The sequence below is a fragment of the Phocaeicola massiliensis B84634 = Timone 84634 = DSM 17679 = JCM 13223 genome (assembly GCF_000382445.1).
Lineage (GTDB): Bacteria > Bacteroidota > Bacteroidia > Bacteroidales > Bacteroidaceae > Phocaeicola > Phocaeicola massiliensis.
In genome coordinates this window covers 257,387-273,375 of the sequence record NZ_KB905472.1, presented here as the reverse complement: position 1 = coordinate 273,375, position 15,989 = coordinate 257,387, and the positions used below count along the sequence as shown (strand labels likewise).

The window sequence follows — 15,989 nt, the reverse complement described above, 5'->3', positions numbered from 1 at the left end:
GATATGGATATAAAAGTAAATGTTTGGGAAGAAGATATTCTGCTTCCTACCTATGGTATTGGCAAACCGGAAAAGAATCCGATGTTTTTTGAAAATAGAGTTTATCAAGGAAGTAGTGGGGTGGTTTATCCTTATCCTGTCATAGAAAAAATTTCAGATACTTGTCAAGAAGAAACCTATCATGCTGTTTATCTGGAGAATGAGTATATCAAGGTTATGATTCTTCCTGAATTGGGCGGACGTGTACAAATGGCTTATGATAAAATAAAGAAACGCCATTTTATTTATTACAACCATGTTATAAAACCTGCTTTGGTAGGACTGACCGGGCCTTGGATTTCCGGCGGTATTGAATTCAATTGGCCTCAGCATCACCGACCCAGCACTTATCTACCTGTAGATTTTACAATTGAAGAAAATGCAGATGGAAGTGCTACCGTATGGGTGAGCGAACGCGAACGGATGTTCCATCAGAAAGGTATGGCTGGTTTTACCCTACGTCCCGGCAAAGCTGTACTTGAAATTCAAGGAAAACTATATAATCCGACTCCTGTTCCACAGACCTTCCTATGGTGGGCTAACCCGGCCGTCGCTGTCAATGAAGCCTATCAATCGGTTTTCCCTGCCGATGTCAATGCTGTATTTGATCACGGTAAGCGAGATGTATCAAAATATCCTATCGCTACCGGCATTTATTATAAAATGGATTATTCAGCAGGTGTAGACATCTCACGTTATAAAAATATACCGGTACCCACTTCATATATGGCTATCCGCTCAAAATACAACTTTGTAGGCGGTTATGAAAACGATACTCAAGCAGGAGTATTACACGTAGCCAACCATCACATCTCTCCCGGGAAAAAACAATGGACTTGGGGAAATGGAGATTTCGGACAAGCCTGGGATCGTAATCTGACAGACACAGATGGGCCATATATCGAATTAATGACCGGAGTTTATACCGACAATCAACCAGACTTTACTTGGTTGCAACCTTATGAGGAAAAAATTTTCACTCAATATTTTATTCCTTATCGTGAATTAGGGGTAGTAAAGAATGCCACTTCTGATTTACTAATGAATATAGAAACTGAAGACACAAAGAATGCAATACTCAAACTATTTGCTACATCCGCACAGAAAGGTTTACGAATTGTGATTAAACGCCAAGAAGACATCATTTGGGAAAATATTACAGATTTGACTCCAGAAGCGGTATTTACTCATACCATTAAAAATATATCGCCTGATGAAGCAGAGGTTTATATTTATTGTTCAACCGGCAAGTTACTACTTTCATGGAAGGCTGAATCAACTGAAATCAAACCAATTCCTGAACCTGCAAAACCTGCATTGCCTCCTTCAGAAGTACGCTCTACAGAACAGCTTTACCTGACAGGATTACATTTGGAGCAATACAGACATGCTACTTACAATCCAACTGATTATTATTTAGAAGCCCTACGTAGAGACAACAGCGATATACGCAATAACAACGCTATGGGATTATGGCTATTCCGTAAAGGACAATTCAAGAAAGCCGAACTTTATTTACGCAAGGCTATTAACACTCTGACAGAACGTAATCCAAATCCCTACGACGGAGAACCTTATTATAATTTAGGTCTTGTATTAAAATACCAAGATAAAACTGTTGAAGCATACGATGCGTTCTATAAAGCATGCTGGAACGCTGCTTGGCAAGATTCAGGTTATTACTCTTTGGCCCAATTATCGGCTGCACATAATGAGTGGGATAATGCATTGTACGAAATTAATCAGTCTTTGGTTCGTAACTGGCATAATCATCGCGGACGTCATTTAAAAGCAATGATTCTTCGTAAATTGGGACGAGAAAAAGAAGCCATAGAACTGATTAAAGAGTCACTCAATATAGATAAATTCAACTTTGGATGTCGTTTTGAAGCATGGCTTCAGTCCGGTGAAAAAGAAATGCCATCAAGTTTAAGAATATTAATGCGTGATGAATCACGTAATTATGAAGAACTAGCTACAGACTACGCCCAAGCCGGCAACTGGGAAGATGCATTGGCTGTGGTAAATGCAGCATTAACCAATATATCGGCTCCTTCAACAATGCTGTTATATTATAAAGCGTGGTTCCTATGTAGAATGAATCAACAAGACGAAGCTGTCTGTGTAGTAAGTCAAGCAGAAAACAGTCCGTTAGATGAATATTTCCCCAATAGTCTGGAAGCGATTTTAGCTCTTCAGTGCGTAACCAATTTACCGATACATGCACCGAAAGCTTTTTATCTATTAGGTAATATATGGTATGATAAACGTCAATACCAGGAAGCTGTCGATGCATGGGAACATTCTAAAGAAATGGACAACGGCTTCCCTACCGTATTACGAAATCTTTCATTAGCTTATTTCAACAAACTTGGAAAGAAAAAAGAAGCAGTACAATTACTTGAACAGGCATTTATGCTTGATGAAACAGACGCACGCATCTTAATGGAATTGGATCAATTATATAAACGCATGGATTATTCCCCGAAAGAACGTTTGCATCTATTAAACAAACATAAAGAAATAATAGCTACTCGCGATGATCTCTATTTGGAATATGCTACATTGCTTAATCTGACCGGAGAATACGAACAAGCCATGCAACTCATTGACCAACGCCAATTCCATCCTTGGGAAGGAGGAGAAGGTAAAGTACCTGCCCAATATCAATATGCACGTATACAATTAGCAAAGAAATCTCTAAAGGCAGGAGAATACGAGCATGCACTTGCCTTGATTGAAGAATGTTTTGTCTACCCTCATCATTTGGGAGAAGGAAAACTGTATGGTGCACAAGAAAATGATTTCCTTTATTATAAAGGATGCATTTTGGAAGCAATGGGTAATCATGATGAAGCACATTCATCATTCACAAAAGCTGCTTCGGGCAATGGACAACCCACAGCTGCCATGTACTACAATGACCAAAAGCCCGATAAAATCTATTATCAAGGTTTAGCTTTACGGAAAGTAGGAAAAGAAGCGGAGGCACGCGGAAGATTTAATTCCCTAATTTCCTACGGTGAAAAACATTTATATGATACTTTTGTAATGGATTACTTTGCTGTGTCTTTACCTGATTTACAGATTTGGGAAGACGACATGAATAAGAAAAATCGAATCCATTGCCACTATCTCATGGGGCTGGGGCATTTAGGACTAGGTAATAAAGAGAAAGCCGACAAGTGCTTCAGTTATATAAAAGAAATAAATCCTAATTTCCAAATTTGGATATAATACCATAAGACAAATACAATATGAAGTTATTAAATCAATTATTACTTGCTATTTTAGGCATGGTCTTTTTGACAGGATGTAAAGAAAGTACGTCAATTCTTTCTTTAGCCGGAGAATGGGAATTTGCCATAGACAGTATGGATATAGGTATTTCAAAACATTGGTATACCCAATCTTTTCCCGACAAAATAAAATTGCCCGGAACGATGGATGATGCAGGATACGGTATCCCCAATCGGTTATTACCCTCAATAAGCAAACCTCAAATATTGCATCTCACTCGCAAACACAGTTATATAGGACCGGCTTGGTACATACGTGAAATATCCGTTCCTTCAGATTGGGAGGGAAAGAACATAGAACTGAAGTTGGAGCGTGTTATTTGGCAAACAAATGTATGGATAGACGGTAAAGAAGTAGATGGAGAGCAAGAAAGCTTGATAAGCCCCCATTACTTTGACCTAACAGAATATCTGTCACCGGGGAAACATCGGATAGCCATTCGAGTAGATAACAGAAAAAAATACGACATCACTGCCGGTGATATGGCACATGCATATACCAATGAAACACAAATCATGTGGAATGGTATTTTGGGAGAAATCTCTTTGCGGGCGAAAGATGCTGTCTTTATGAAAGATATACAGATATATCCCGATATTCAAACCCGGGAAATCCATGTAAAAGGGAAACTACAAAACACAGGGAATAAAGCTTCGGGGACATTGACTGTTCATGTAAAAGAGAAAAACACAGGCAAATCTGTTACGGAAATAGAACAGCAAATGGACCTTTCGGCAGGCGAAACAATGCTGGACTTTGTTTGTCCCATGGGCGAGGACGTACGGCTTTGGAGTGAATTTACTCCGATAATGTATGAGCTGGAAATAAAGATGAAAACCAAAGAGAGTCTGGCGCAAGAGAAAATTGAATTCGGAATGCGCCAAATTAGCCGTAACGGAGCCGATTTATTAGTCAATGGTAAAAAAGTGTTCCTTCGTGGTACATTGGAATGTTGCATTTTCCCATTAACAGGTTACCCCCCAACCACTAAAGAAGGATGGTTAAAAGTCTTCCGTTCCGCTAAAGAATGGGGGCTGAACCACCTTCGGTTTCACTCTTGGTGCCCTCCTAAAGCAGCATTTGAAGTAGCGGATTCACTCGGTTTTTATTTGCAGGTGGAATTACCACTTTGGTCTTTGACCGTAGGTGAAAATCTTGAAATGAATCAATTCTTATATAATGAGGCAAAACGAATTTTATCGGAATATGGTAACCATCCCTCTTTCTGCTTTTTGAGCCTTGGAAATGAATTGCAACCGGACTTTGAATTTTTGGGAGGTTTATTGGATTCGGTAAAATCCCTTGATTCCAGACATTTGTATACAACGACTTCTTTTACTTTTGAAAAAGGACATGGCGATTGGCCTGAGCCGCACGATGATTTCTTTATCACTCAATGGACTAAAAAAGGTTGGGTGCGCGGACAAGGAGTTTTTGATGTAGAAATGCCAAACTTTAATAAAGATTATTCTGCTTCTGTAGATAGCATGCCCGTTCCGGTTATTACGCACGAAATAGGACAGTATGCTGTGTATCCTGATTTAAAAGAAATAGAAAAATACACAGGTGTATTAGAGCCTCTTAATTTCAAAGGAGTTAAACAAGAGTTGGAAAACAAAAATCTGCTAGAAAAGGCAGATGATTATTTGTCTGCATCCGGTCATTTGGCTGCCATTTTATATAAAGAAGAAATAGAACGTGCCATGAAGACTCCCGGCATCAGCGGTTTTCAACTTTTAGATTTACATGATTTTCCCGGCCAAGGAACTGCATTAGTCGGCTTACTAAATGCTTTTTGGGAAAGCAAAGGCGTAGCCAATGCCGAAGAATTTCGTCAATTCTCTGCTCCGGTGGTCCCATTAGCTCGCTTCTCAAAAGCCGTATACAAAAACAACGAGCAGTTTACGGCCGACATTGAGATCGCTAATTATAGTTCTGAGGAAATCAACAATAAGAATATCAAATGGGCATTAACCAATGCATCCGGTCAGCCATTACAAGAGGGTATTATACCTTTAACAAACATAAAAATCGGAGGCGGGAATATAGCCGGTAAGATTTCTTGTTCTTTATCAGAAGTTAAAAAAGCAGAACGACTGACTTTAAGAGTTTCCATCGAAAATTCCAGTTATAAAAACACTTGGAATATATGGGTATATCCGGCCACTTTAACGATAGAAAAAGAAGAGATTGTAGTAACAGACAAACTTACCGAAACACAAAAAGCTCTTGCAGCCGGTAAAACAGTATTATTCAATCCCCCTTATCAACTTTGTGCAGGTTTACAAGGCAAGTTTGTTCCGGTGTTCTGGAGTCCTGTCCACTTTCCCAAACAAGCAGGTACAATGGGACTGTTGTTAGATCCTACTCATAAAGCTTTTGCACATTTCCCAACAGAGGGACATACCAACTGGCAATGGTGGAGTCTGACAACCCAATCGCGCACTTTAGTAATCGATAGCATATATCAACACATTACTCCATTAGTGGAATGTGTAGACAACTTTGCCAATAACCGCCGATTAGCAACTCTTTTTGAAACTAATTGTCTAAATGGGAAATTAATAGTATGCAGCATGGACTTGCTAAACCATCAGGATACATTTCCTGAAAAAAAGCAATTGTTATATAGTTTGATTAACTATATGAAATCCAATGCTTTTGCTCCCGTGAAATCCATTTCATTTGAAGAACTTTGTTCGTTAGTAAAACCAAGCTCGAAAGGTAAAAAGGAGGAAACTCCCCAATCTGTCTATTAATAGGTTTAGTCAAAATAAGGACCCGAATATCGGGACATAGGACACTAGAATTCTACTGAATAAAACCGGCAAATTCTAGTGTCCATACAAACTTTGTTTTATACAAAAATGAAATACTATGAATAAAATAACGGAATATTCCCTTTGGGAAGTATTGGAACAGATTACATCAAGTTTAAAAAGTAAACGTCTGGCAGATGTCTTTCGTTTTACCTCCTTCTGTCCTTTCGAAACGTATGGTCCTCACAAACACATGCGCATTGAGATTAATTATATAAAAAAAGGAAATTGCATATTGCATCTGGACAATGAAAGCATAAGTTTCCATGAAGGTGACATCATGATTATCACTCCACATGTAGAACATCAATTTGAAGCCGGTGCAAATGGCACGATATTAATGCAATTAGAATTTTTACCCGAAATATTTTCTCTTTTTCATTCAAATATCAAAGTTGGCACAGAACCTATACCTACACCTTCCTTTTTGTTTTCTAAAGAAAACAGATTGATTAAAATAGTGAACAATGTAGGTGTAATGAGAACTATACAACGCATTGTCAATGAAATGGAACATAAAGGACCGCATTATCGATACCTGGTAGTAATGTATTATGCAGAATTATTAATTCTTCTCTATAGATATATGCATGAGACCTATCTGTCTATCTGCACAAATGAGCTGTTAAAGAAAGCAGTTTGCTATATCCGGCACAACTACCAAACAGACATCAACATCAATGATATAGCCGAATATGCAAGTATCAGTGAACGTTATTTAAGAAAATTATTCTCACAGAACTTGAATCTTTCTCCTTTAGATTATCTGAATCAGATTAGAATCAATAAATCCATCGAACTGCTAAAGAATACTGAAAAATCCGTCAAAGAGGTTTGTTTTCTTTGTGGTTTTCAATCGCCTCAGTATTTTTCACGTATATTTAAGCAGCAAATGGGACTCTCCCCTCGGGAAATGGCTAAATCATAAAGAACCTTCCTTCCACTTACAATAATTAACACCCCATACTCATGATGAATACTAAAATCATTTCTTTTACCGGAATATTAACAACTTTATCTATAGCACATACCAGTTATGCTCAGCAAGCAGAACAACATCCTAATGTCATTATTATATTAGCAGATGATATAGGCTATACAGACTTAGGATGCTATGGAGCAAAAAAAATCAAGACGCCGGCTATTGATCAACTAGCCCGGCAAAGTATTATATTCACCAATGCCTATGCACCGGCCTCCACCTCATCCCCCTCTCGATATGCACTTCTTACCGGAGAGTATGCATGGAGAAAAAATGTAGGAATATTACCGGCAGATGCCCCATTGACAATTAGTCCTGCCACAACAACATTGCCGGAAATGTTTCGAAGAAACGGATATCAAACAGCTATCGTCGGTAAATGGCATTTAGGACTGGGAACAAAAGATATACCGGTAGACTTCAATAGAGAAATCAAAGAAGGACCATTAGCAATAGGGTTCGACTATGCTTACTATTTTCCGGCAACAAATGACCGGGTACCTTGCATATATATCAATAATGAAAAAGTAGATGGCCTTACTCCTAATGATCCTATAAATGTATCTTATAAACAAAAAATAGGAAGTGATGATACAGGCAAAGAGAATCCTGACAAACTAATCATGAAACCACATTTGGGACACGACGGGACAATTATAAACGGTATTAGTCGCATTGGATGGATGAGTGGAGGAAATTCAGCACGGTGGCAAGATGATAAAATGGGAGAACATCTGTTGAATAAAACGATTTCTTACATAAAAAAACATGCCGACTCCCCTTTCTTCCTATATTATGCCCCTCATAATGCTCATGAACCACGTGTTCCGTCCCCTGCCTTTAAAAACAAATCAAAAGCCGGAATTTATGGGGATGTCATTGAAGAATTCGATTACTATGTAGGCAAAATCATCCAAACATTAAAAGAAACAGGCATTTACGAAAATACAATTATTGTCCTGTCAAGTGATAATGCCCCAATGATAAAGGAAGGTTATCAAGACGGTGCTTTGGAAAACATAAATGGACACAATCCGTATGGCAATTTAAGAGGAGAAAAATATTCTTTGCATGAAGGAGGAAATAAAGTTCCATTCATATTTTCCTGGCCTCAAAAAATAAAAAGACCTTTCATTCAGACACAACCATTTATCTACTTGGATATGCTTGCCACTTTTGCTGATATGTTAAATCTTCCCATCACAAAAAAAGAACTAAAAGACAGCCGTAGTGGTGCATCTCTATTCACACAAGTCCAAGCTCCTTTATATCGTGAATATATCATGACTCAAAACAACGGAGGAGAGATAGCCATACGAAAAGGGAAATGGAAATTTTTACCGCAAAGAAAGAATAAAAATGCCGAACTTTATAATTTAGAGAATGACCCTTCAGAATTACACAATCTAATATTTGCATATCCCCAATTAGCTCAAAAGCTGAAAATCGAGATAGAACAAGTATATAATAAGAATAACTAAATTGGAGCCCTTCCGTAAAATAATCCATTCAGTTATTTATTTAATCTATTCTTTAATCAAGGAAAATAGTGTTTCTTTGTATCCACAAAGATATCTTAATCTAATTCTTTTAATCAAGATTATATATGAAAAAAAGTTTCTTATTCGCCGTGATGCTGTGCTGTGCGCAACTACTGTCTGCACAACAAGAAAGAATCGATTTATCGGGAACATGGCGTTTTCAGGCTGACCCCATGGGATTCGGAAAGACACCGGGCTCAGAACTCTATCAAGCAAAACTTACCGAATCTATCATGTTGCCGGGCAGTACCGACGAAGGCGGAAAAGGTATGTTGACAACCGCCCGATATGTAGACCGTCTTACCCGTAAATTTGAATACTGCGGCCAAGCATGGTATCAACGCGAAGTGATTATTCCCGAAGAATGGAAAGACAAAGAAATCACACTCAACTTGGAAAGATGCCATTGGGAAACAACTGTTTATGTAGATGGAAAAGAAATCGGTGCCAAAGAACACCTTAGTGTCCCAAACCGTTTTTTACTGAGCAAGCAAATGACTCCCGGCATGCATATTCTTACGATTTGTGTAGACAATCGCTTGAAATATCCAATGGATCAATGGAATCATGGAACTACAGAATACACGCAAACCAATTGGAACGGCATAGTAGGAAAAATAGAATTAACGGCATACGAAAAGACAAATATACATGCTTTAAAAGCATATCCAGATATAGAAACACGAACGGTAACATTGGACATCACTGTAAATAATACCACCGGACAACCGACTAATGGACTATTACAACTGATTATCAACGAAAAAGGTGGCAAAACTGTCAGTGAACAATCTTTTCCCATTACTTTAAAAGAAGGAAGCAACCAACTGATTAAAGAAATCAGCATGGGTAAAAATATAAAATTATGGAATGAATTTACTCCTTATCTATACGAAGTAAAAGCAATGCTTACCGCCGATAACAAACAGGACAGCAAAAATATAACTTTCGGTATGCGAGAAGTCACGCAAGGCAAACATCATATCCAAATAAACGGGCGCAATGTTCACTTAAGAGGAGCATTGGACTGCTGTGTCTTTCCCTTGACCGGATATCCGTCAACAACTATCGAAGACTGGAAACGTATCTTCCTGACCGTAAAAGATTATGGCATGAATCATATCCGTTTTCATTCGTGGTGTCCCCCCGAAGCCGCTTTCCATGCTGCCGATGAAGTAGGAATATACCTGCAAGCAGAATTGCCTATGTGGATTAAAGACGTCGGACAATATCCTGCACGACGTGACTTTTTCGAGAAAGAAATGTATGCCATATTGGAAGAATATGGAAACCATCCTTCCTTTATTTTAATGTGTAACGGAAATGAAAACGAAGGTAATTTTAATGTTTTGGAAGACTTGGTGAAGAAAGCTCAAAAGCATGACAATCGCCGACTCTACTCTGCATCTACCGCCCGTACGCACACCCCCTCCGATCAATATTATGTATCGCATGTGACAGAAAAAGGATGGATAACTGTATACGAAGGTAAACCATCTACAGACTGGGACCGTAAAAAAGAATCGGATATTGACTGCCCTGTCATTGCACACGAAACCGGACAGCGCTGCATGTATCCTAATTTTGCAGAAATGGAAAAATATACCGGAGTCGTATCTCCTCGTAATTTTGAGGTATTCAGAGAAAGATTGGCACGCAATGGAATGCTACATCAAGCAGATGATTTTTTCCGTGCAACCGGTGCCCATACAGTCTTACAATATAAAGAAGTAAACGAATCATTACTCCGTACTGCAAATTCGGGTGGTTTCCAATTGCTGGGACTTGCAGATTTTCCGGGACAAGGAAGTGCTTTTGTCGGTATTCTTGATGCCTTTTGGGAAAGCAAAGGATTGGTCAGCCCCGAAAAGTACCGCAAATCCTGTGCACCTACCGTTCTTTTAGCACGTATGCCGAAACGTACTTATATGAACAATGAAACTTTCACGGCAAAACTGGAAATTTATCATTATGGAGAACATCCGTTAAAACGCGGAAAACTGAATTGGGAACTGAAAGATGGCAAAGGGAACACTGTAAAAAAAGGAAATATCTCAACCCCTGCTATACCCTGTGCCACTGTTGACTCTTTAGGCAAAGTAAACATCAGCCTCAACAATGTGAGTCATGCCGAGAAATTGACTTTACATACCACCCTGAATGATACCTACCATAATGAATGGGACATTTGGGTATATCCCTGCCAACAAACAGCAGCCGATGACTATGTATATGCACGCACTTATGACGAAAAAGTAAAAACAGCTTTGCAACAAGGAAAGAAAGTATTGCTTATCCCCGAAAACGTTAAAGGGCGCAAAGCTAAATTTGCCAGCCACTTCTGGAATCCGATTATGTTCAACTGGAACCCTATGATTGTCGGGACACTCATAGACAGTAATCACCCGGCCTTTGGCGAATTCCCAACTACCTCTTATGCCGATTGGCAATGGTGGGACATTTTAAACTATGCCACCGCTATGGAACTTAATGATTTGACCGATATCACCCCCATCATACAAAGTATCGATACCTATGAATACAACCAAAAACTGGGTATTGCTTTTGAAGCACGTATAGGTAAAGGCAGCCTATTTATCTTATGTGCCGACCCGGATAAGGACATAGAGAAACGCCCTGCAATGAGACAGTTACTCCATTCTGTGAAAAACTATGTAGCATCAAAAGCGTTTACTCCTGCCAAAGAGTTGAAAATATATCAATTGGATGCCTTGTTTGAACCTCCTGTCAAGCACAAAAAGGGAGCAGAAGACAATGCAGCCATCAAACAATTATTGAATCAATGAATATAAAAAGTGTATTAACAACCTGTTTTGTGATTTGTGCCGTCCATGTGTCGGCACAAACTCCTTTATACAAACAATCTTCCGCACCTGTTGAAAGCAGAGTGAAAGATTTGCTGGGACGTATGACTGTAGACGAAAAAATCGGGCAGTTATGCTGTCCGCTAGGATGGGAAATGTATACCAAAACATCCAAGGGTGTAGTGCCTTCCGAACTATATAAAGAACGGATGAGTGCTGCACCCATCGGTTCTTTCTGGGCAGTGCTACGTGCCGATCCATGGACACAAAAGACTTTAGAAACCGGACTAAATCCCCAATCCGGTGCAAAAGCATTGAATGCATTACAGAAATATGCCATCGACAGTACTCGCTTGGGAATTCCCATTCTCTTTGCCGAAGAATGTCCACACGGTCATATGGCCATCGGTACTACCGTCTTTCCCACTTCATTGGCACAAGCCAGCACATGGGATAAAGAGTTAATGTACAAAATGGGTGAAACAATAGCATTGGAGGCACGTTTGCAAGGGGCTAATATCGGATACGGTCCGGTATTGGACATTGCACGAGAGCCACGATGGTCACGTATGGAGGAAACTTTTGGCGAAGATCCTGTACTAACCTCTACTTTGGGAGTTGCTTTTATGAAAGGTATGCAGGGAGAAGTGCAAAATGACGGAAAACATCTTTTCTCCACCCTCAAGCATTTTGCTGCTTACGGTATCCCTGAATCCGGACACAATGGTGCACGCGCCAATGTCGGTATGCGACAATTATTTTCAGACTATCTGCATCCTTTCAAGAAAGCAGTGGAAGCAGGAGCAGGCACAATCATGACTTCTTACAATTCCATTGATGGTGTTCCCTGTACGGCTAATAAATATTTACTCAGTGATATACTGCGCAAAGAATGGGGATTTAATGGCTTCGTATATTCCGATTTATCAAGTATTGAAGGCATAACCGGCGCCCGGGTTGCCCAAAATCACAAAGAAGCCTCAGTATTGGCTTTAAAGGCCGGAGTAGATATGGATTTAGGGGGAAACGCCTATGGAAAAAACCTTCGACAGGCATTAAAAGAAAAACTTATCGGTATGCAGGATATAGACAGGGCGGTTGCCAATATACTCCGTCTCAAATTCCGTATGGGATTATTCGAAAACCCGTATGTATCTCCTGAAAAAGCCGGACGGACGGTACGCTCCCGGGCACATAAGGAATTGGCACGCCAAGTAGCACGCAAAGGAGTGGTATTACTGAAAAATGAAGGTATATTGCCTTTAAGCAAACAACTGAAAAGCATTGCAGTCATCGGCCCGAACGCTGACAATATGTACAATCAGTTGGGAGATTACACAGCACCTCAGGAACGTAAAGAGATTACCACCGTTTTAGACGGCATACGAAATACCGTCTCAGCTTCCACACAGGTGACTTATGTCAAAGGATGTGCTATTCGTGACACCACCGCCCATCACATTCCTGCTGCTGTGGAAGCCGCACAAAAAGCAGATGCCGTCGTATTGGTAGTAGGCGGTTCGAGTGCCCGTGACTTCAAAACCAAATACATTGAAACCGGAGCGGCCACGGTTACTCAAGAAGAGAACCAACAATTATCCGACATGGAATGTGGAGAAGGCTATGACCGCAGCACTTTGAAGTTATTGGGATATCAAGAAAAACTGATGGAAGCTATAACCTCTACAGGAAAACCGGTAATAGTCATTTATATCCAAGGTCGTCCGCTCAATATGAATCTGGCAGCAGAAAAAGCACAAGCCTTATTGACCGCTTGGTATCCCGGCGAACAAGGAGGTGCAGCCATAGCCGATGTTTTGTTTGGAGATTACAACCCGGCCGGACGCTTACCGGTATCCATTCCTCGAAGTGAAGGGCAACTACCCCTGTTTTATTCACAAGGAGAGCAACGGTCTTATGTAGAAGAAGCCGGAACTCCACTATATGCATTCGGTTACGGTTTGAGCTATACTCAATTTGATTACAGTCACTTAAAATTGGAAAAAGGGAATTCTCCTGACATTTTGCAAAAAGTGAGTTGCACGATAACCAATATCGGTGACAGAGATGGTGAAGAGGTAGTGCAGCTCTACATCTGCGACAAAGTAGCTTCCGTATCACAAGCTCCTATCCTGTTAAAAGGATTCCGACGTATCTTTTTAAAGAAAGGAGAAAGCAAACAAGTAACCTTTACCCTGGGAAAAGAAGAGTTGTCACTTTATAATATGGAAATGAAGCAAGTAGTAGAACCGGGAGAGTTTAAAGTTATGGTCGGCACAGCTTCCAATGATATACGTCTGGATGGAGAGTTTACCCTTACGCCTTAAGGGGACTCTTCTTCTACACACAAACCGGTTATAAATAAAAGAAAGAGACTGTCCAAAGTAACTATCATTTCATCGTTCTATCATCGATGACCGGACAGTTACTTTGGACAGTCCTCCTTCCTTATTTTCTCATTGCTCATCATCAGAAACGATTGCAATTCACGTCATCACGTTATTGAATCTTCAAAATACTTCTTTGAGACAGAATGGCAGAAGAAGCGGCCGGAGTTCCCTTGCGAGTACAATAATCAAATTCCGCAGACTTATCGCCATCAAAAGATTTCCATTTCAACTTCAACTTCACTGTTTTACCCTGTGTATCCGGCAAATCACTCAAATCAAATGCTACAAGAGCATCTGCCAACTCTCCCCACATATTACCATGTGAATTGTGGCGGAATTCTACTTCATAAGGATTAGCCGGATCTTGGCTCTTCAACAAATTAACGAAATGCGGTTCAGTACGATCTCCCCATTCTGTTCTGAAGCGAAGTGTCAGATAACCATCTTCTGCAATAGTAACCCAGTCGCGCACTATTTCTACCGGATCAGTACCATACACGACATCATTTTCTTCTCCCAAATCAGGAGCAATCGGTTTAGTCAGGATACTGTCAATCCAGTTAATATGTACAGCCTTACTGTATCTGCCGCTAACCTCGTCCACTTCATCATAATTGACTAACGCTCTCACTTCCTTTTCACCAAAAGGAGATGACGCAACATTTATAGGCAACAATGTCGTGCTGTCGTCCAATTGCAGGAAAAACGAACCATCATCCACGTTTTTTACCGTTACCAATGCATTGGGTATTACTTTCCCATACCAATTGTCATTGTCATCATCCAAACAAGACTGAAACCCCATGGCAAACACAATGCCCATTCCCCAAACCAGCCACTTATTTACTTTCGAAAATACATCCATAATTATTTTTTTAAAGTTAACGAAATCAATAAACAATGTTTTCTTCTGTAATTTTAAAATGCATGCAATAAGGGAACACTGCACTCTAAAGTATTAATTTATTATAATCTCCGGTAAGAACGAAGAAGGGGCCAATAAAAATTCCCCAAAACCATGAAACTTCTCGAAAAAAGGTCTTGAGTTTTTCTATCAAAAATCGCAATGCATTCCGAGAAATTCCAATTCTTTTGAAGAAAAGATGAAATTATACCGGTGAAGGAAAGCTGCCTATCAGCAAAGTTGATACAATCTGCTTTCACACATAACAGGTATTGCAACCTCCTATCCATGGGGATTCCGTGTGAAAGTTTTTCAGACTCAGTCACCAAAAACAGGGAGGAGTGAGACCTGGCTTATCCGCCTCGAAACGTACGTAGAGGGCTATACGAACATACGTGCAGACTTATGCGTACTAACGTGAAATCATGCACCTTCCAAAAGACAAGGACGTTTTTGGAAAAGATAACGAGTTTTTTGAGTTTCCTAAATCGTTTCATTAGCCGGACTAAACGTTTTCATTCTTTCAATTATGCCTGTCTGTCCGTCGAATTACTACAGTCTTCGGCAGCGGACTGTATGGTTCGTTGCAGTGGACCGTACAGTCTGCTACAGTGGACTGTACAGTCCATTGCCGTAGACTGTAATAATCTTCCGTTTAAAAGAACTTGGCTGCCCCCGGGAAACGGCTTATTCTTCCCTTTGTTTGTGATATGATATTCAAATCCCCGCGAATAATAAGTGAGCCCAAGTTTTCAAACCGAGCCCGTTTTGACGGCTCAGTTGTAATTCTTGGGGGGGATTAACATTTGTTAATTTCCCTTTATGCATACACCTTTGCTAATCTATACAGAAAGAACCTCTTATCTACTACTCCACGAAATGAAGCCCTAAATGCTTTAATTTTTGCATTAAAAGCTTCCGCAGCAGCATTTGTGCTTCTGTTCACAAAGTAGTTTAATATCCGTTCGTAATGATTCTCAATGGAATTGGCAACAGTAGTGAACGTATCATAACCAAACTCCTCAATTTCATTATACCAAAGTGCCAGTTTGGCACGAGCCACATCTTTATCTGTATAGTCTGAAAATATCTTCCCTAATCGTAGTGCGTAATAGTACACGGATTTTATATCCGGGAATTGTTCAAAGAGTAGTTTGGCTCTTACCTTCTGGCTTTGCAGCCACTTGTC

Annotated in this window: 8 protein-coding genes; 6 read left to right on the top strand and 2 right to left on the bottom strand. The window is 39.9% G+C overall.

Annotated features, from left to right (window positions below; genetic code table 11):
- The first annotated feature begins 3 nt into the window (after positions 1–3).
- The 6 genes from HMPREF1534_RS17740 (at position 4) to HMPREF1534_RS17765 (ending at position 13,833) form a co-directional block, all read left to right on the top strand.
- On the top strand, positions 4–3,276 hold the full coding sequence (locus tag HMPREF1534_RS17740) for a DUF5107 domain-containing protein (RefSeq protein ID WP_005935915.1): 3,273 nt from the start codon (positions 4–6) through the stop codon (positions 3,274–3,276).
- 20 nt (positions 3,277–3,296) lie between these two features.
- The gene (locus tag HMPREF1534_RS17745; RefSeq protein WP_005935913.1) at positions 3,297–6,098 is read left to right on the top strand and encodes a glycoside hydrolase family 2 protein; all 2,802 of its coding nucleotides are present in this window, start codon (positions 3,297–3,299) and stop codon (positions 6,096–6,098) included.
- 118 nt (positions 6,099–6,216) lie between these two features.
- The gene (locus HMPREF1534_RS17750) at positions 6,217–7,086 is read left to right on the top strand and encodes a helix-turn-helix transcriptional regulator (protein ID WP_005935911.1); all 870 of its coding nucleotides are present in this window, start codon (positions 6,217–6,219) and stop codon (positions 7,084–7,086) included.
- Positions 7,087–7,127: 41 nt separating this feature from the next.
- Positions 7,128–8,621, top strand: coding sequence for a sulfatase-like hydrolase/transferase (locus tag HMPREF1534_RS17755; RefSeq protein WP_005935908.1), 1,494 nt, complete (start codon positions 7,128–7,130; stop codon positions 8,619–8,621).
- A gap of 125 nt (positions 8,622–8,746) precedes the next feature.
- Positions 8,747–11,488 carry a sugar-binding domain-containing protein gene (locus HMPREF1534_RS17760; RefSeq protein WP_005935905.1) on the top strand — a complete coding sequence of 914 codons (2,742 nt, stop codon included), beginning with the start codon at positions 8,747–8,749 and terminating at the stop codon, positions 11,486–11,488.
- Positions 11,485–13,833 (top strand): glycoside hydrolase family 3 N-terminal domain-containing protein, encoded by a 2,349-nt coding sequence (locus tag HMPREF1534_RS17765; protein WP_005935901.1) that lies wholly within the window; start codon positions 11,485–11,487, stop codon positions 13,831–13,833. The genes HMPREF1534_RS17760 and HMPREF1534_RS17765 overlap by 4 nt, the downstream gene beginning before the upstream one ends.
- Before the next feature lie 172 nt (positions 13,834–14,005).
- Here HMPREF1534_RS17765 and HMPREF1534_RS17770 read toward each other — a convergent pair whose 3' ends face one another.
- Positions 14,006–14,761 carry a NigD1/NigD2 family lipoprotein gene (locus HMPREF1534_RS17770; RefSeq protein WP_005935897.1) on the bottom strand — a complete coding sequence of 252 codons (756 nt, stop codon included), beginning with the start codon at positions 14,759–14,761 and terminating at the stop codon, positions 14,006–14,008.
- Positions 14,762–15,620: 859 nt separating this feature from the next.
- Positions 15,621–15,989 (bottom strand): transposase (locus HMPREF1534_RS17775; protein WP_005935894.1); only part of this gene is annotated, 369 nt, incomplete at its 5' end.